Origin of the sequence: Streptomyces sp. MS191 (genome assembly GCF_008042125.1) — a bacterium.
Lineage (GTDB): Bacteria > Actinomycetota > Actinomycetes > Streptomycetales > Streptomycetaceae > Streptomyces.
In genome coordinates, this window is record NZ_RDBI01000040.1 from 1,518,989 (window position 1) to 1,536,131 (window position 17,143).

13 protein-coding genes are annotated in these 17,143 nt (G+C 72.8%); 6 read left to right on the forward strand and 7 right to left on the reverse strand.

Annotated elements, in window-relative coordinates:
* Positions 1-70: 70 nt before the first annotated feature.
* The gene (locus EAO71_RS13980) at positions 71-526 is read right to left on the reverse strand and encodes a VOC family protein (RefSeq protein ID WP_147978037.1); all 456 of its coding nucleotides are present in this window, start codon (positions 524-526) and stop codon (positions 71-73) included.
* A 131-nt stretch (positions 527-657) separates the two neighbouring features.
* On the opposite strand from EAO71_RS13980, the gene EAO71_RS13985 reads away from it, so the two are divergent.
* The 3 genes from EAO71_RS13985 (at position 658) to EAO71_RS13995 (ending at position 5,929) form a co-directional block, all read left to right on the forward strand.
* Entirely contained in the window at positions 658-1,200 is a 543-nt protein-coding gene (locus tag EAO71_RS13985; RefSeq protein ID WP_147978038.1) for a CGNR zinc finger domain-containing protein, read from the forward strand.
* 199 nt (positions 1,201-1,399) lie between these two features.
* Positions 1,400-4,717, forward strand: coding sequence for a S8 family serine peptidase (locus EAO71_RS13990; RefSeq protein ID WP_147978039.1), 3,318 nt, complete (start codon positions 1,400-1,402; stop codon positions 4,715-4,717).
* Between the two features lie 192 nt (positions 4,718-4,909).
* Positions 4,910-5,929, forward strand: a complete 1,020-nt coding sequence (locus EAO71_RS13995) for an aspartate-semialdehyde dehydrogenase (protein ID WP_147978040.1) — start codon at positions 4,910-4,912, stop codon at positions 5,927-5,929.
* Here EAO71_RS13995 and EAO71_RS14000 read toward each other — a convergent pair.
* The gene (locus tag EAO71_RS14000) at positions 5,916-6,413 is read right to left on the reverse strand and encodes a DUF1203 domain-containing protein (RefSeq protein WP_147978041.1); all 498 of its coding nucleotides are present in this window, start codon (positions 6,411-6,413) and stop codon (positions 5,916-5,918) included. The two genes, EAO71_RS13995 and EAO71_RS14000, sit on opposite strands and share 14 nt — an antisense overlap.
* 90 nt (positions 6,414-6,503) lie before the next feature.
* On the opposite strand from EAO71_RS14000, the gene EAO71_RS14005 reads away from it, so the two are divergent.
* Together EAO71_RS14005 and pepN are read left to right on the forward strand one after the other, a co-directional pair.
* Complete coding sequence (locus EAO71_RS14005) at positions 6,504-7,745, forward strand: TerD family protein (RefSeq protein WP_147978042.1); 1,242 nt, start codon at positions 6,504-6,506, stop codon at positions 7,743-7,745.
* Positions 7,746-7,797: 52 nt separating this feature from the next.
* Positions 7,798-10,380 (forward strand): aminopeptidase N, encoded by a 2,583-nt coding sequence (gene pepN, locus EAO71_RS14010; protein ID WP_147978043.1) that lies wholly within the window; start codon positions 7,798-7,800, stop codon positions 10,378-10,380.
* A gap of 107 nt (positions 10,381-10,487) precedes the next feature.
* On the opposite strand, the gene alc is transcribed toward pepN, so the two are convergent.
* From alc to EAO71_RS14025, 3 genes are all read right to left on the reverse strand, one after another.
* Entirely contained in the window at positions 10,488-11,738 is a 1,251-nt protein-coding gene (alc, locus tag EAO71_RS14015; protein ID WP_261992128.1) for an allantoicase, read from the reverse strand.
* Positions 11,739-11,824: 86 nt separating this feature from the next.
* Positions 11,825-12,739 carry a LysR family transcriptional regulator gene (locus EAO71_RS14020; protein WP_147978044.1) on the reverse strand — a complete coding sequence of 305 codons (915 nt, stop codon included), beginning with the start codon at positions 12,737-12,739 and terminating at the stop codon, positions 11,825-11,827.
* Between the two features lie 75 nt (positions 12,740-12,814).
* Positions 12,815-13,765: an EamA family transporter gene (locus tag EAO71_RS14025; protein ID WP_147978045.1), complete on the reverse strand. Its 951-nt coding sequence runs from the start codon at positions 13,763-13,765 to the stop codon at positions 12,815-12,817.
* Positions 13,766-13,888: 123 nt separating this feature from the next.
* Between EAO71_RS14025 and EAO71_RS14030 the strand changes: the two genes are divergently transcribed.
* Positions 13,889-14,407 (forward strand): MarR family winged helix-turn-helix transcriptional regulator, encoded by a 519-nt coding sequence (locus EAO71_RS14030; RefSeq protein WP_147979282.1) that lies wholly within the window; start codon positions 13,889-13,891, stop codon positions 14,405-14,407.
* Between the two features lie 168 nt (positions 14,408-14,575).
* Here the strand turns inward: EAO71_RS14030 and EAO71_RS14035 are convergent, their stop codons facing one another.
* On the reverse strand, positions 14,576-14,803 hold the full coding sequence (locus EAO71_RS14035) for a hypothetical protein (RefSeq protein WP_147978046.1): 228 nt from the start codon (positions 14,801-14,803) through the stop codon (positions 14,576-14,578).
* 20 nt (positions 14,804-14,823) lie between these two features.
* Positions 14,824-17,004 carry a 4-alpha-glucanotransferase gene (gene malQ, locus EAO71_RS14040; protein ID WP_147978047.1) on the reverse strand — a complete coding sequence of 727 codons (2,181 nt, stop codon included), beginning with the start codon at positions 17,002-17,004 and terminating at the stop codon, positions 14,824-14,826.
* Positions 17,005-17,143 lie beyond the last annotated feature (139 nt).

Consider the following 17,143-nt stretch of genomic DNA (forward strand, 5'->3'; position numbering starts at 1 on the left):
GTCGCCGGGGCGGTCGACCAGACCGGCGAGGGCGTCACGGGGGTGGCGCCTCCGGGCGCCCGGCCGCGCTCTAGAAGAAGCCGCAGGTGGGGGCGGCCCCGGACGGCGCCTGCGCGCCCTCCGCGCCCGAGGGCGTGAAGATCTCCAGGCGGATCCCGTCCGGGTCGTGGAAGAAGATGCCGCCCGAGTCCGACCCTTCGCGGTGGGCGACGACGCCCTCGTAGGCGAAGGAGACGCCGCGCGCCTTGAGCGCGGTCTCGGCCGCCCGCACCTGCTCGATCGACTCGGCCTCGAAGGCGAGGTGGTGCAGGCCCGGCCGGCCGGGGTCGTACGCGCCCTCCGACTGCTGCCAGAGGGTGAGGACGAGCTGCCCTTCCTGGCCCAGCAGCGCGAACCTTCCGCCTTCCTCCTTGCCTTCGGCGAGCGGTTCGAACCCGAGGACGTCCCGGTAGAAGCCGAGCGAGCGCTCCAGGTCCGTCACATTGAGGCCGATGTGGCCGGTGCGCAGTGTGCCGATCGCCGACATGGCGGTTCCCCTCTGGTCGACGGCAAGCCCGTACGAGCTAACCTCTCACTACGACTTTAGAGGTTAGATGCGATCCAGCGCAACCGGTCACGTAATCTTGAGGGGTTAGTCCACCGAGGAAGGCGTCGACGATGACCGTTTCCGACCCGCGGCCGCTCACCGGCGAGCCCGTCGCGCTCGACCTGCTCAACACCCGGTGGATGCTGGAGGGCGTGCGCCAGGACCTGCTCACGGACGAGGAGGGGCTCGGCGTCTGGCTGCGCGCCAACGGGCTCGACGACCGCTTCGCCGCCGACGCGGCCACCCTGCGCCACACCGTCGCGGCCCGTGACGCCCTCGCCGGTCTGGTCGACCGCCCCGGCGACCCCGGCGCCACCGCCCGGGTCGACGCCGTCCTCGGACACGGACGCATCCGCGCCACACTGACCGCCGAGGGGCCGGGCGAGCAGGCGGAGTTCCCGGACGCGGCGTGGGGGCCCGGCTGGAGCGCCGCCCGGAACTACCTCGACCTGCTGCGCACGGCCCCCGACCGCATCCGGTCCTGCGCGCACGAGGCCTGCATCCTGCACTTCTTCGACACCTCGCGGAACGGGACCCGGCGCTGGTGCTCGATGGCCGTCTGCGGCAACCGGGCCAAGGCTTCGCGACACTATGCCCGTACAAAGGACAACTAGTCGGGGCTCACACCCCGGCCGGTACGCCCCGGTTACGGGCGGTTGATTCCCGATGGCGTATGTCCCACGGTGGCGGATGTGCGCCATCGGCACATCCCGCCACCCGGCAACTCTCCACAAACCCCTGTCACTTGCGAAAGTGTGAGCGGTCATCCGGTACCGAAATCCGGACCCTCTCTTTCACAAAACAGGGATGTAAATGACCACCCCCGAATCTCAGAGCCCCATACCCGGGCGCTCGACCCCCGGTCACAGACGCGCGGCGCGCATCGCCGCCGCCGCCGGCCTCGTGACCGCGCTGATCGCGGCAGGTGCCGCTCCGGTCCTGGCCGCCGACGACCCGGCGACCACTCCCCCGGTCAAGTCCGCCGACGCCGCCGACAAGCTCGGCGCGACCGACGCCCAGCGCCTCTCCGAGGCCGAGGCCACCGGCGCGAAGAACGTCACCATCCTCGTCGCCACCGCCCCCGGCGCCACCGAGCAGGTCGCGGGCCAGCTCGACGCCGTCCAGGGCGCCTCGGTCGGCAAGCAGGACGACAAGCTCGGCTACGTCCGCGCCACCCTGCCCACCGCCAAGGCGGACGCGGCCATCAAGGCGGCCACCAAGCTGTCCTCGGTGCAGTCGATCGACCTCCAGGCCGAGATCAAGCTGGACGACCCGGCCCCGGACTCCGGGACGACGGGCGCCGTCGAGGGCACGACCGTCTCCAAGACGTACCCGGCCCCGAGCGCCAAGACGCCGGCGCGCAACCCGTACAACCCCTCGCACGAGACCGGTGCGGTCGAGTTCGTCGAGGACCACCCCAAGGCCGACGGCCGCGGCGTGACCATCGGCATCCTCGACTCCGGTGTCGACCTCGGTCACCCGGCGCTGCAGAAGACCACGACCGGCGAGCGCAAGATCGTCGACTGGATCACCGCCACCGACCCGCTGACCGAGAGCGACGGCACCTGGCGCGCCCAGATCACCCCCGTCGCGGGCCCGGTCTTCAGCGCCGCGTCGCAGAGCTGGAAGGCGCCCGAGGGCAGCTACCAGTTCAGCCGCTTCAACGAGGCGATCACCGCGGGCGGCGACCCGGCCGGTGACATCAACCGCGACGGCGACACGTCCGACCTGTTCGGCATGCTGTACGACGCGGCCGCCGGCACCGTCCGCGTGGACACCGACCAGAACAACGACTTCACGGACAACGCGCCGATGAAGCCGTACAAGGACGGGTACCAGATCGGCTACTTCGGTACCGACAACCCGGCCACCGAGGTCGTCGAGAAGACCCCGTTCGTCGTCGAGATCCGCAAGGACGTCGCGATGGACCCGCTCGGCGGCACCTGGGTGGGCAAGAAGGCCGACTTCGTCAACATCGGCGTCGTCGAGTCCTCGCACGGCACCCACGTCGCCGGCATCACCGCCGCCAAGGGCCTCTTCGGCGGCCGGATGAACGGCGCGGCCCCGGGCGCGAAGATCGTCTCCTCGCGCGCCTGCACGTGGACCGGCGGCTGCACCAACACCGCCCTCATGGAGGGCATGACGGACCTCGTCGTCAACCGCGGCGTCGACATCGTCAACATGTCGATCGGCGGCCTGCCCGCGCAGAACGACGGCGACAACGTCCGCGCCCGCCTCTACACCCGCCTGATCGACGAGCACGGTGTCCAGCTGGTCATCTCGGCCGGCAACTCGGGCCCCGGCATCAACACGATCGGCGACCCCGGCCTGGCCGACAAGGTCCTCTCGGTCGGCGCGGCCATCTCCCAGTCGACCTGGGCCGCGAACTACGGCTCGGCCGTGGAGAAGTCCTACGCCATGTTCCCCTTCTCCTCGCGCGGTCCGCGTGAGGACGGCGGCTTCACCCCGACCATCACCGGTCCGGGCTCGGCCGTGAACACCATCCCGACCTGGCAGGCCGGCGCCGGCGTGCCCGAGTCCGGGTACGCGCTGCCCGCGGGCTACGGGATGCTCAACGGCACCTCGATGTCCTCGCCGCAGGTCGCGGGCGCGAGCGCGCTGCTGCTCTCCGCCGCGAAGCAGAAGGGCATCGCCCTCTCGCCGCTCACCCTGCGCACCGCGCTCACCTCGACCGCGCACCGGATCCCCGGCGTCGCGGCGCACGAGCAGGGCTCGGGTCTGATCGACATCAACGACGCCTGGGACGCGATCAAGGACGGCGCGACCGCCCACGACTACAAGGTCGAGGCCCCGGTCGACACCGTGATCTTCCCGGCGCCGCACGTCGGCACCGGCGTGTACGACCGCGAGGGCGGCCTCAAGGTCGGCCAGAAGAAGGTCTACGACGTCACCATCACGCGCACGAGCGGCCCGAACCGGACCATCGAGCACGAGCTGGACCTCAAGTACAACGACGGGACCTTCCGGATCCTGGGCGACGACGAGATCGACCTGCCGCTGAACAAGCCGGTCACCGTCCGGATCCAGGCCCGGCCCACCACGGCTGGCGTGCACAGCGTGATCCTGGAGGCCGACGACGAGCGCACCGAGGGCGTCGACAAGCAGATCCTGTCGACCGTCGTCGTCGCGAGCGACCTCGCCGCCCCGGGCTTCGGCTTCACCGGCACCGGCTCGGTCCAGCGCAACAGCCACAAGTCGTACTTCGTGAACGTGCCGGAGGGCGCCAAGACCCTCGAGGTCGCCCTCGGCGGCCTGAAGGCGCAGAGCCAGACCCGGTTCATCGCGATCCACCCGTACGGCGTGGCCATCGAGTCCACCGCGTCCAACGTGTGCTACCCGCACTACAACCCGGCCAACACCTGCCGTCCGGACCTGCGTTCGTACGCCAACCCGACGCCGGGCGTCTGGGAGATCGAGGTCGAGGCGCGCCGCACCTCGCCCGACCTGGACAACCCGTACAAGCTGAACGTCCAGGTGCTCGGCGCCGACTTCGACCCGGCCGTCCAGACGGTCGCCGAGGCGAAGGTCGGTACGCCGGCCGCCGTCGAGTGGAAGGTCACCAACAAGTTCGCCGCCATCGACGGCAAGCTGAAGGGCGGCCCGCTGGGCTCGGCCAAGGTCGAGACCCCGACCATCCAGCACCACGAGCAGCAGACGAAGACCGTCACCATCGGTGAGGGTGTGGAGCGGCTGGACGTGGCCATCGGCAACACCTCCGACAAGGCCGCCGACCTCGACCTGACCGTCCTGCTGGACGGCAAGCAGGTCGGCCAGTCGGCGGACGGCGACTCGGAGGAGGCCGTCTCGCTCGTCAAGCCGGCCCCGGGCACGTACACCATCGTCATCGACGGGTACTCGGTCCAGGCGCAGGGTGGCACGACCTTCGACTACAAGGACGTGTACTACTCGGCCTCGCTCGGCAGCGTGCAGGTCGACCCCGCCAAGACGGTCACGCTGGCCAACGGCGCGAGCGCCACGGTCGGCGCCGAGGTGCTGGTCGCCGGTGCCGCGCCCGAGGGCCGGCAGTTCTTCGGCGAGGTCCAGCTGGTGAACGCGCGCGGCACGGTCGCGGGCTCGGGCAGCGTCGTGATCGGCAAGGTCACGCCGTAACACCCGCAGCACCCACGCCGTACCGCTGAAAGCACAGGGGGCGGGCGCCGGAACCCGGCGTCCGCCCTCCGCGCGTCCCGGTCCGGGTCCGGCCCCGTGTCCCGACCCTTGGACAATGGATTGGACAAGCCGCCCCGGAGCACACGCATCATGGACAGGCAGCACCCTGCACGCACGTACGGAGGAGTCCCCGTGAAGGTCGGAATCGTCGGAGCCACCGGTCAGGTCGGCACAGTCATGCGCAGGATCCTGGCCGAGCGGAACTTCCCGGTGGACGAGCTGCGGCTCTTCGCCTCGGCCCGTTCCGCCGGCTCGGTCGTCGACGGGGTCACGGTGGAGGACGCGGCCACCGCGGACTACACGGGCCTGGACATCGTGCTCTTCTCCGCCGGTGGCGCCACCTCCAAGGCGCTCGCCGAGAAGGTCGCCGCCCAGGGCGCCGTCGTGATCGACAACTCCTCCGCCTGGCGCCGCGACCCCGAGGTCCCGCTGGTCGTCTCCGAGGTCAACCCGCACGCGGTCAAGGACCGCCCCAAGGGGATCATCGCCAACCCGAACTGCACCACGATGGCAGCGATGCCCGTCCTCAAGCCGCTCCACCAGGAGGCCGGCCTGACCGCGCTCGTCGCCACCACCTACCAGGCCGTCTCCGGCTCGGGCGTGGCCGGCGTCGCCGAGCTGCGCACCCAGGCGTGCGCGGTGGCCGAGAACGCGGACCAGCTCGCCTTCGACGGCGAGGCCGTGGAGTTCCCCGAGCCGGGCGTCTACAAGCGCCCGATCGCCTTCAACGTCGTCCCGCTCGCCGGCTCGATCGTCGACGACGGCAGCTTCGAGACCGACGAGGAGCAGAAGCTCCGCCACGAGTCCCGCAAGATCCTGGAGATCCCCGAGCTGAAGGTCTCCGGCACCTGCGTGCGCGTGCCGGTCTTCTCCGGTCACTCGCTCCAGGTCAACGCCCGCTTCGAGCGCCCGGTCAGCGTCGAGCGCGCCTACGAGCTGCTGAAGGACGCGGAGGGGGTCGAGCTCTCCGAGATCCCGACCCCGCTGCAGGCGGCCGGCAAGGACGCCTCCTACGTGGGCCGCATCCGCGTCGACGAGACCGTCGAGCACGGTCTGGCGCTGTTCCTCTCCAACGACAACCTCCGCAAGGGCGCCGCGCTGAACGCGGTGCAGATCGCGGAGCTGGTGGCGCAGGAGCTCAAGGGCGCCTGACCTCGTACTGGAAGCAGCCGTACTCGACGGCCCTGACGTGCACCAGGGCCACCTCCGGGTCGGCGAACGCTTCCGCCAGCGCCTCGTCGAAGGCTTCGGTGGCCGTCTCCGGGATCTCCAGGAGGCGGCCACCGGCGATGTGGCCGTCGGTTCCGTAGCGGCGGAGGGCGCGCAGCGCGCCGGGGCGGGCGAAGGGGTAGCCGCCGGTCTCCCGGGGCCCCTCGCACTCCTCGGCGTGCAGGAAGACGGGCCCCTGCTCGTCGTAGGCGCCGGGCTCGGCGCCGGTCCGCGCCGCCCAGCGGCGCAGCGGGGCGTACGAGACGAGGGCGATGCGCTCGCCCGTGCGGGAGGGGCGCAGGCAGCAGCGCAGCGGGGCGTCGCCCTCCGGGTCGGCGAACGGGCGGCAGGGGCGGCCCGCGTCGTCGGTGACGCGGAGTTCGGCGAGTGCGGCGGGCTCGATGGCCCGCGGGGCGTAGGCGGTCATGGGACCAGCTTCACGCGGGTGGGGAATCAGCCGCTGGCGGAATTCGGACAACGCGTTCGAAGCCGGGCCTTCCGGTGACAGGATCCGACCATGACCCAGATACCGAAGGGCGCCGACGTCGCGGTTCCCACGCAGGCGCTCCAGGTCGCGGTCGCCTGGCGGACCGGGCCGGGGGTGCCCGACGTGGACGTCTCCGCGCTGCTCCTGGACGCGGGCGGCCGGGTGCGCGGGGACGCCGACCTCGTCTTCTACAACCACGGCGAGCACCCGTCGGGGGCCGTGCGGCATCTGGGCAGGTCGGCGCCCGGGGCGCCGGGTTCCGCGGCGGCCGACTGGCTGTGGCTGGACCTCGCGCGGGTCGAGCCGGGCGTGGAGCGGGTGGTGATCGCGGCCTCGGCGGACGGCGGCCCCTTCGGCCGGCTCCCGTCGCTGGACATCAGGGTCGTGGACCTGGCGGGCGGGCAGACGGCCTGGTTCGCGATCGAGGACGCGACGACGGAGACGGCGTTCGTCTTCGGTGAGTTCCACCGCCGGCAGGGCGGCTGGCGGTTCCGCGCGGTGGGCCAGGGCCACGCCTCGGGGCTCGCGGGCCTGGCGACGTACTTCGGCATCGTGGTGGAGAGCCCGCCGCCGCCGATCCCGGGGCCCGGCTACGTGCCGCCCGCCCCGGCGGGGTACGGGCGTCCCGCACCGGTGGTCCAGGGATTCCCGTCGTACGGCCCGGCACCCGGGTACGGGGTGCCCGCCGGGCATCCCGAGCCGGCCGACCCCTTCGCCACCGACTTCCGGCCGTCCGTCCACCAGGGCCGCGGCAAGGAGACCCTGCGCTGCGACCCCGCCCTGCCGCCCGGCTGGGCGCTCCTGGAGATCGAGTCGTACCACTCGATCTCCACCACCATCGAGTCCTGCGACGAGCACGGCAGGGCCGAGGACTACCTGCTGACGGCCTACGAGGACGACGTCAGGGCCCGCACCGTCGCCCCGGTCCCCCGCGGCCGGCCGCTGGTCCTGCGGGTGGAGGCCGACACGCCCTGGACGCTGCGGGTGCTCCCCCTCACCCACGCCCGCCGCTTCGACAGCCACATCGAGGGCACGGCGCACGATCTCGTGATCTACGACGGGCCGCCCGGCGTCCTCGACTTCCTGCACCACGGAGCGTCCCCCTTCACGGTCCACCGGCACACTCCGCCGCGTGAGCCCGAGTACGACGCGGAGGACCGGGACCTGCTGGTGAACGAGATCGGCGAGGTCCGGGTGAGCGCCCACGTGCCAGGTCCCGGCCTGCTGCGGATCAGCGGCGACGGGCCCTGGAAATGTGCCGTGCGCCGCTGACGCACGCCGTGGAAGGATGGCCCAAACGTCACGAAACCGAGGAGTTGACCGGGTGCCTGGCACAAACCTGACCCGTGAAGAGGCGCAGCAGCGGGCGAAGCTGCTGACCGTGGACGCGTACGAGGTCGACCTCGACCTCACGGGTGCGCAGGAGGGCGGCACCTACCGGTCCGTCACCACCGTCCGCTTCAATTCCGCCGAGGCCGGTGCGCAGACCTTCATCGATCTCGTCGCCCCGGCCGTCCACGAGGCGGTGCTCAACGGTCACGCGCTCGACGTGGCCGCCGTCTTCCGTGACTCGCGGATCGCCCTGGCCCATCTCAAGGAGGGGCCGAACGAGCTGAGGGTCGTCGCCGACTGCGCGTACACCAACACCGGCGAGGGCCTGCACCGGTTCGTCGACCCGGTCGACGACCAGGCCTACCTGTACACCCAGTTCGAGGTCCCGGACGCGCGCCGCGTGTTCGCCGCGTTCGAGCAGCCCGACCTGAAGGCGACCTTCCGGTTCACCGTGAAGGCCCCGCAGGGCTGGTCGGTGATCTCCAACTCGCCGACGCCCCAGCCCGAGGGCCCCGACGCGACGGTCTGGCGCTTCGAGCCGACCCCGCGCATCTCGACCTACATCACGGCGCTGATCGTCGGCCCGTACCACTCGGTGCACTCCTCGTACGAGAAGGACGGGCAGACCGTCCCGCTCGGCATCTACTGCCGTCCGTCGCTGGCCGAGTTCCTGGACGCGGACCACATCTTCGACGTCACCCGTCAGGGCTTCGACTGGTTCCAGGAGAAGTTCGACTACGACTACCCCTTCGCGAAGTACGACCAGCTGTTCGTACCCGAGTTCAACGCGGGCGCGATGGAGAACGCGGGCGCGGTCACCATCCGCGACCAGTACGTCTTCCGCTCGAAGGTGACGGACGCGGCGTACGAGCGCCGGGCCGAGACGATCCTGCACGAGCTCGCCCACATGTGGTTCGGCGACCTCGTGACCATGGAGTGGTGGAACGACCTGTGGCTGAACGAGTCGTTCGCCACCTTCACCTCGGTCGCCTGCCAGGCCTCGGTGCCGGGCACCCGCTGGCCGAACGCCTGGACCACCTTCGCCAACGCGGAGAAGACCTGGGCCTACCGCCAGGACCAGCTGCCGTCCACGCACCCGATCATGGCGGAGATCAACGACCTGGAGGACGTGCAGGTCAACTTCGACGGCATCACCTACGCCAAGGGCGCCTCGGTCCTCAAGCAACTGGTGGCGTACGTCGGCCAGGACGAGTTCTTCAAGGGCGTCCAGGCGTACTTCAAGGCGCACGCCTTCGGGAACACGCGGCTGTCCGACCTGCTCGACGCGCTGGAGAAGACCAGCGGCCGTGACCTGCGGACCTGGTCGAAGGCGTGGCTGGAGACGGCCGGCATCAACATCCTGCGTCCGGAGATCGAGACCGACGCGAACGGGGTCATCACCTCGTTCGCCGTGCGTCAGGAGGCGCCGGCGCTGCCCGCCGGGGCCAAGGGCGAGTCGATCCTGCGTCCGCACCGGATCGCCATCGGCTTCTACGACCTCGACGAGGCCGGCAAGCTGGTCCGCACCGACCGTGTCGAGCTGGACGTCCGGGCCGCCGAGTCGACCCCGGTCGCACAGCTGGAGGGCAAGGCCCGCCCGGCGGTCGTCCTGCTCAACGACGACGACCTGTCGTACGCCAAGGTCCGGCTCGACGAGGTGTCGCTGAAGAACGTCACCGCGCACCTGGGCGACTTCGCCGAGTCGCTGCCGCGGGCGCTGTGCTGGGCCTCCGCCTGGGACATGACGCGCGACGGCGAACTGGCCACCCGGGACTACCTGGAGCTGGTGCTCTCCGGCATCGCCAAGGAGTCCGACATCGGCGTGGTGCAGTCCCTCCAGGGCCAGGTGAAGGCGGCCCTGGAGCTGTACGCGGCGCCGGAGTGGCGCGAGACGGGGCTGACCCGCTGGACGGACGCGACGCTGGCGCACCTGCGCTCGGCCGAGCCGGCCGGTGACCACCAGCTGGCGTGGGCGCGCGCGTTCGCGGCCACCGCCCGCACCCCGCAGCAGCTGGACCTGCTGTCCGCACTGCTGGAGGGCCGCGAGTCGATCGAGGGCCTCGCCGTGGACACGGAGCTGCGCTGGGCGTTCGTCCAGCGGCTGGCGGCGACCGGCGTCTACGACGAGACGGAGATCGCGGCCGAGCTGGAGCGCGACCGGACGGCGGCGGGCGAGCGGCACGCGGCCACCGCGCGGGCCGCGCGACCGACCGAGGCGGCCAAGGCCGAGGCATGGGCCTCGGTCGTGGAGTCCGACAAGCTCGCGAACGCGGTGCAGGAGGCGGTGATCGGCGGCTTCGTCCAGACCGACCAGCGCGAGCTGCTGGCCCCGTACACGGCGAAGTACTTCGCGTCGATCAAGGGCGTCTCGGAGACCCGCAGCCACGAGATGATCCAGCAGATCGTGGTGGGCCTCTACCCGACGCTCCAGGTCTCGCAGGAGACCCTGGACGCGACGGACGCCTGGATCGCGGCGAACGACCCGGCCCCGGCGCTGCGGCGCATGGTGACCGAGTCCCGCGCGGGCGTGGAGCGCGCGCTCAAGGCGCAGGCGGCGGACGCCGCCGCGGCCTGACCGTCCGGTGAACGGCGAAGGGGCACCTCCCCGGTGGAGGTGCCCCTTCGTCGTGTGAGGTCGCCGGGCGGGCGTCGGCGCGCGGCCGCCCGCCGGGCGGAGGCCGGTCAGCCGCCGAGCTCCTCGTGGCGGCGGCGCAGGGCCGCGACGCCCTGTTCGGTGAGGGTGCCGTGCAGGCGCATCCGGGCGACGCCGCCGTCGGGGAAGGCGTCGAGCCGGACGTGGGTGACGACGGCCTGTGCGGCGAGCGCGAAGCGGTGCGGGGTGTCGGGCTGGAGGCGGGTCCGCGGGATGATCTCGAACCACTCGCCCGTCTCGCCGTTGCGTCCCTGGAGGGCGATCCAGCCCGCCGAGTTGCCCTTGAGGTAGGCGGTGTCGATCTCCACGGCCCGGACGGCGCCCTGGGCGGCGAGCCGGAAGCGGACCCAGTCGTTGGTGCCGCGGACCCGGCGGCGGCGGTTCTCCCAGCCGTCGTCCATCTTGCGGGAGGTGCCGGGCAGGATGATCTGGGTCGGCGAGGAGTAGAAGCGGTCCGAAGCGTCCTCGTACGCGCCTCCGTTGAGCACGGAGAGCAGGTCGATCGTGCCGAGCAGCTCCAGCCACGCGGGGTCGGGCACGACCTCGCCGTGGACGCGGAGGCGGGCGATGCCGCCGTCGGGGTGCTGGCAGAGGCGGATGTGGGTCCAGCGCCGCTCGGAGGAGACGGTGAAACYGTTGGCGGCGTGGCCGCGGACGGGGGTGGGCGGGACGATCTCCTCCCACTTCACGTCGTCGGCGAGCAGTTCCCCGGGGCTCGGGGTTCCCTCGACCGCGGTGGCCTGGACGCTCACCCGCTGCGGGTAGTTGCCGCGGAAGTGGGCCGTGTCGACGACGACGCCCCGGATGACGCCCGGGGCGCCGAGGCGGACGATCGCCCAGTCGTGGTCCTCGGGTGCGGGGAAGACGTTCCGGGAGTCGGTACCGCGGCGGCGGCGGGTCTCCCAGCCGTCCATGATCTTGCCCTTGTGGCCGAAGCGCTCCGGGTCGAAGACGGCGCGCTCACGGACCAGGAGGTTCTCGCGCTCGGCGAAGAACTCGTCGTTCGCGGCGATCACTCCGGCGCCGAGCCGGCGGTCGGCCAGGTCGACGAGCTCGGTGAAGGGGAAGTCACCGGAGCGGTAGTCGGCGTACGGGTCGCCTCCGCCATAGGGGGCGGCGTCGTTGGCGTGCGGATTCTGTTCCGGGCTCGTCTCGAAGGCAAGAAAGTCACTTGCTAATAAGTAGCTTAGAGCTAAGCTACTTATCGCCAAGCCATTCGGCCCATAGGGGGCGGCGTCGTTGGCGTGCGGATTCTGTTCCGGGCTCGTCTCGAAGGTCATGCCTCGACTCTGCCCGGCCCGCCCGACCCGGGTCCATCGAATGTTTTCGACGATCCTTTTCAGCGGAACTGAACGGTCGGTGCCGGCTACCGGACGGTCTCGCGGGCCGCGGCGGCCTGCCGGAGCGCGGCCAGGACCCGGGCGACGGCCGGCCCTTCCTCCGCCCCGCGCCGCACGGCCGCGACGACGTGGCGGCGGGGCTGGTCGGCGGAGAGGACCCGCATCACGACGCCGGTGCGCCGCTCGGCGGTCACCATCCGGGGGACGAGCGCCACGCCCATGCCGGCCTCGACCATGGCGAGGATCGCGGTCCAGCCGGCGGCGCTGTGGGCCTGCTCGGGCACGAAGCCGGCGGCCTCGCAGGCGGCAGTGGTGATCTCGGACCAGGGGCCCGATCCGCCGAAGATCCAGGACTCGGCGGACAGGTCGGCCAGGCGCAGACCGGGTGCGTCGGCCAGCGGATGGGCGGCGGGCAGCGCGACGTCGAGGGGGTCGGCGAGCAGCGGCACACGGCTGAACCCGGGGTCGCGCACGGACGGCGCGTGCGCGGCCAGGGACAGCGCCAGCTCGACCGCGCCGTCCGTGAGCAGCTCGTACGCCTCCGCCGCCTCGGCCTCGCGGACCCGGACGTCGAGCCCGGGGTGGGCGCCGCGGAGCTGCTGCACGGCGGGGACGACGAGCGCGGGCACGGCCGTGGAGAAGGCCGCCACCCGGACCCGGCCCGCGTCGCCGCGGAGGTAGCCGGCGAGCTCGGCGTCGGCTCGTTCCAGCTGGGCGAAGACCGCCTCGGCGTGGCGGAGCACCAGATGGGCGGCGTCGGTCAGCCGGACCCTGCGGCCCTGGGCCTCCAGGAGCGGCACCTTGAGCTGCCGGGCGAGGTTGGTGAGCTGCTGGGAGACGGCCGAGGGGGTCATGAGCAGCGCCTCCGCGGTCGCGGTGACGGTGCCGCGGTCGCGGAGGGTGCGGAGGATCCGGAGCTTCTTGATGTCCCACTCGGTCATGGGGCGCAACCTACCGGGCGGGCGGTGCCGGGTGCCGGGCCCTCGGGCGCACACGGCCGGCGCTCGCTCGCAGGGCTACCGCCGCACCGCGAGAGCGTTCAGGTCCATCGAAACATCCCGACCATCATCTTCAGCCGTGCTGAACGTTTCCCGGACGCGGGGCCGGCGGGGCGCCTTCGGGGTCCACTGGCCGGCGAGCGTGGCCCCGAAGGCGACCGCCATGCCCACGAGCTGCACCGGACCGAGCGCCTGACCGAGCGCCGCCCAGCCGATGACGGCCGCGGTGACCGGCGACAGGGGGCCGAGGAGGGTGACCGAGGAGGCGCTCAGGCGCTCGATGCCGCGGAACCAGAGGAAGTACGAGACCGCGGTGTTGCCGAGGGCCAGGTAGGCGTAGCCGAGCAGGTGGGTGGGGTTCAGCGCCGGCGGAGGGCCTTCGAGCAGGAGGGCGACGGGCAGCAGGACGAGGCCGCCGGCGGTGAGCTGCCAGCCCGTCAGCGCCAGCGCGCCCACCCCCTCGGGACGGCCCCAGCGCTTGGTGAGGACCGTGCCGGCCGACATCGACAGCGCGGAGAGGAGTCCGGCGACCACGCCCACCAGGTCCGGCGCGGCCCCCGCCCTCAGGACGACCAGGCTGACACCGAAGGCGGCGGCGATCGCCGTGAGCAGGGTGCGGACCGTGGGCCGGTCCCCCAGGAACAGGGCCGCCAGGCCGACCACGAAGAGCGGGCCCACCGAACCGACCACGGCGGCGACGCCCCCGGGCAGCCGGTAGGCGGCGAGGAACAGCAGCGGGAAGAAGGCGCCGATGTTGAGCACGCCGAGGAGCGCCGCCTTCCCCCACCAGGCACCCCGGGGGAGCTTGCGGGTCAGCGCGAGGAGCAGGAGCCCGGCCGGCAGGGCGCGCATGAGGCCGGTGAAGAGCGGCCGGTCGGGCGGCAGGAACTCGGTGGTGACGGCGTAGGTGGAGCCCCAGGAGATCGGGGCGAGCGCGGTCAGGGCGATCACGGCGGCCTTGCGGGACATGGCAGGTTCCCCCCGGTCGGACGGTGCGGGCCGAATGGCTTGGCGATAAGTAGCTTAGCTCTAAGCTACTTATTAGCAAGTGACTTTCTTGCCATCGAGTCGACCGGACTGGAGACTTCGGACATGGAGACGAACACCCCCGGGCCCGGCCCCGCCCACGACGCCGTCGACGCCATCACCGACCAGTGGGCCGCCGTCCGCCCCGACCTGGACACGGTCCCGATGGCCGTCTTCGGGCGGATCTACCGGCTCGCGAACGCCATGCGCGGCCGGGTGGACAAGGCGTACGCGCCCTACGGGATGGCACTCGGGGAGTTCGACGTCCTGGCGACGCTGCGCCGTTCGGGTGAGCCCTACACGCTGTCGCCGCGCGAGCTCACGGCCACGCTGATGATCACCACCGGCGGGATGACGGGCCGCCTGGACAAGCTGGAGAAGGCCGGACTGCTCCGGCGCAGCCCCGATCCGAACGACCGGCGGGGGCTGAAGGTGACGTTGAGCGAGCGCGGGCGGGAGCTGGTGGACCGAGCCGTGGCGGCCGGCCTCGAAGAGCAGCGGGCGGCGCTGGGGTCCGCGCTCGACGCCGCCGAGCAGGAGCAGCTGGCCGGGCTGCTGCGCAAGCTGCTGGCGACGACGGCCTGAGGCGGCGGCGCGCCGGTCGTCCCGGGCCGGGCACGCGCGGTGCCGGGCGCCGCGGGACCGGCCCGGCCGGCGAGGCGGCCTCCGGGGCCGCGGAACGCACGCGAGGGCGCCGCACGGTACTCACGTACCGTGCGGCGCCCTCGTCAGGATGCGACAGAGGCCGGTGTCTCAGGCCTTCTTGGACTTGTCGAGCACCATCACCAGACCGCAGATCACCAGGAACAGCACGATCGGGGTGAAGACGAACAGGCCGAGGGTCTCGACGACACTCAGCTTGGGGGCCGGGTCGTCACCGTCGTCGCGGGTCAGCGCGAGCGCCGGGGACGACATGAGCAGCATCATCAGCGTCGTACCGGCCGCGACAGCACCGGCGCGCAGGGCGTTCTTCTTGTCCACGGTGCAAACGTAGCGAACACCTAAACGGGCCGCGCGCCCGGGGGTGCCGTATGCGTCCCGAAGAGGTCGAACAGGGCCAGCAGGCGGTGCGCCCGCGGCGAGGCGGCGAGGGCCTCCAGGGTCAGCGGCTGGCCCTCCGGTCCGGCGACTGGCAGCCGCCAGTTGGGGTACTCGTCCCAGGTGCCCGGCAGGTTCTGCGGCCGGCGGTCCCCCACCGTGTCCGGCAGCCACACCCCGACCATGCGGGCCGGGGTGCGGAGCAGGAACCGGTGGACGGCCCTGATCTCCGCCTCCTCGTCGCCCGGCCCCTCCGGCAGCAGCCCCAGCCGCTCGAGGACACCGAGCCACTCGCCGGTCTCGGCGGCGTCCTCCGCCCGCTCGCGCGCCAGGTCCCCGGACAGCAGCCCGAGCCGGTGCCGCAGGGAGACGTGGTCGCCGGAGAGCCGGGCGGCCGTGGACGGCAGATCGTGCGTGGTGGCGGTCGCCACGCAGTCGGTGCGCCACGCCTCCGGGGGCAGCGGCTGCCGGGAGCCCGACCAGTCCCGCTCGAACCACAGCACGGAGGTGCCCAGCACCCCCCGCCGTGACAGCGCCTCGCGCACGCCGGGCTCGACGGTGCCGAGGTCCTCGCCGATGACGACGGCGCCGGCCCGGTGGGCCTCCAGGGCGAGGACGGCGAGCATGGCCTCGGCGTCGTAGCGGACGTAGGTGCCCTCGGTGGGCTCGCCGCCCGCCGGGACCCACCACAGCCGGAACAGCCCCATCACGTGGTCGATGCGCAGGGCGCCCGCGTGCCGCAGCAGCTCCCGGAGCAGGCCTCGGAAGGGCGCGTAGCCGGAAGCGGCGAGGGCGTCGGGGCGCCACGGCGGCAGGCCCCAGTCCTGTCCGCGGGAGTTGAAGGCGTCGGGCGGCGCGCCGACCGACATGCCCGCGGCGAAGGCGTCCTGCTGGGCCCAGGCGTCCGAGCCGTCCGGGTGGACGCCGACCGCGAGGTCGTGGACGACCCCCACGGCCATCCCCGCCTCGCGGGCGGTCGCCCCGGCGGCGGCGAGCTGCCGGTCCGTCAGCCAGGCCAGCCAGCAGTGGAAGTCGACCCGGGCGGACAGCTCGGCGTCGGCCGCCACGAGCGGGGCCGCGGAGCGCGGGTCGCGCAGCTCCTCCGGCCAGGCGCGCCAGTGGTGGCCGTGCCGCTCGGCGAGGGCGCAGTAGGTGGCGTGGTCCTCCAGGGCGCGGCCGCGTTCGGCGAGGAAGTCGCGGTAGTCGGCCTGTCTGCCGGGCCCGGGTTCGACGGTCCTGACGAGCTCCAGGGCCCGCCGCTTGACCTCCCACACCGCGTCCCTGTCGATCAACGCCCCCTTGCGCAGCACCCGTTCGCGCAGCTCGGCGGCGTCGGCGAGGACGGCCTCCAGGGCCTCGCGGTGCTCCGGGCCCACGTAGCCGTACTCGGGGACGTCCTCGATCCGCAGATGGACCGGGTCGGGGAAGCGACGGGACGAGGGGCGGTACGGCGAGGGATCGGTGGGCGCTCCGGGCACGGCCGCGTGCAGCGGGTTGACCTGGACGAAGCCGGCGCCGTGTGTACGGCCCGCCCAGGCCGCGAGTTCACGCAGGTCGCCGAGGTCGCCCATGCCCCAGGACCGCGCGGACAGGACGGAGTAGAGCTGGACGAGCAGCCCGTACGCGCGCCGTTCGGGCCGGGGTACGCGCGCGGGGGCGACGATCAGGGTGCCCGCCCCGGCGCGGCCGTCGGGGGTGAGCGCGTCCACCCGGTGGACCCCGAGCGGGAGCCGGTCGACGTCCGGGACCCCGGAGCCGCCCGGGCCTTCGCCCACGGCACCGTCCGTCCCGTCCGCGGTGCCCGCGGTCCGCACGCCGTCGACGATCTCGACCGTCCCGCCCGCCTCGGTCGTCACGCGCAGCCGCGTACCGGGCGGCAGCCCCTCGCCCAGCCCGGCCAGGGCCGCCCCCGGGCCGTCCCGGCCGTCCTGCCACCGGACGAGGGTCGGCGGCAGCAGGCGGTCCCGCTCGGCCCGGTGGGCCGCATCGAGCGCCGCGTCGAGGGCCTCGGGCGTCCCGGCGTCCACGTCCAGGGCGGCGAGCACGGCCACGACCGTGGCGTCGGCCACCGGGACGGTGACGCCCTCGGAGGGCGCGTACGTGGTGGCGACGCCATGAAGGGCGGCGAGACGGGCCAGGGTCACTTCACACTCCGGGAGAGTCGGGAACGGKGGCGGCCCTGGCCGGGCTGGGCGAGGGGCTGCCGCCCGGTACGCGGCTGCGCGTGACGACCGAGGCGGGCGGGACGGTCGAGATCGTCGACGGCGTGCGGACCGCGGGCAC